We start from the raw sequence: 391 nt of genomic DNA on the forward strand, positions 1-391 counted from the left end.
TTCTAATTGTTCCTCTATTCCCATGATATCTGTTTTCATTTGGATATCAAGAATATTTATTTTACCTTTAGGTACATCTTTTACTTGATAACTGATTGGCATTCCAGCTTGATATGCCATACTACCATTATAATAAGCTGTTGGTACATTTTTTCTTTCTGTAATACCTAAAGTGTTTTCTGTTGTGTATTCTGTAATTTCCAGTAAAGACATTTCTTCAATAACTTTGCTAATTTCTTTACAAAAACTAATTTCTTTATCTTTAAGAATTCCATGGATTTCTTTTGAATATTGGCTTAATGCGTGATTTTTTTCCCCACATTGTACAATTTGATACGAAAAATTATCATAACTATTATTCGACATCAACCCATATTTATCTGATTTAAGT

At 28.1% G+C, this 391-nt stretch carries 1 protein-coding gene; it reads right to left on the reverse strand.

Translation table 11 applies throughout. The features are described from left to right. Positions 1-366 (reverse strand): hypothetical protein (locus KHA85_RS17180; protein ID WP_213186715.1); only part of this gene is annotated, 366 nt, incomplete at its 3' end. Positions 367-391: the final 25 nt, after the last annotated feature.

This window comes from Dietzia massiliensis (genome assembly GCF_018390595.1).
Taxonomy (GTDB): domain Bacteria; phylum Actinomycetota; class Actinomycetes; order Mycobacteriales; family Mycobacteriaceae; genus Dietzia; species Dietzia massiliensis.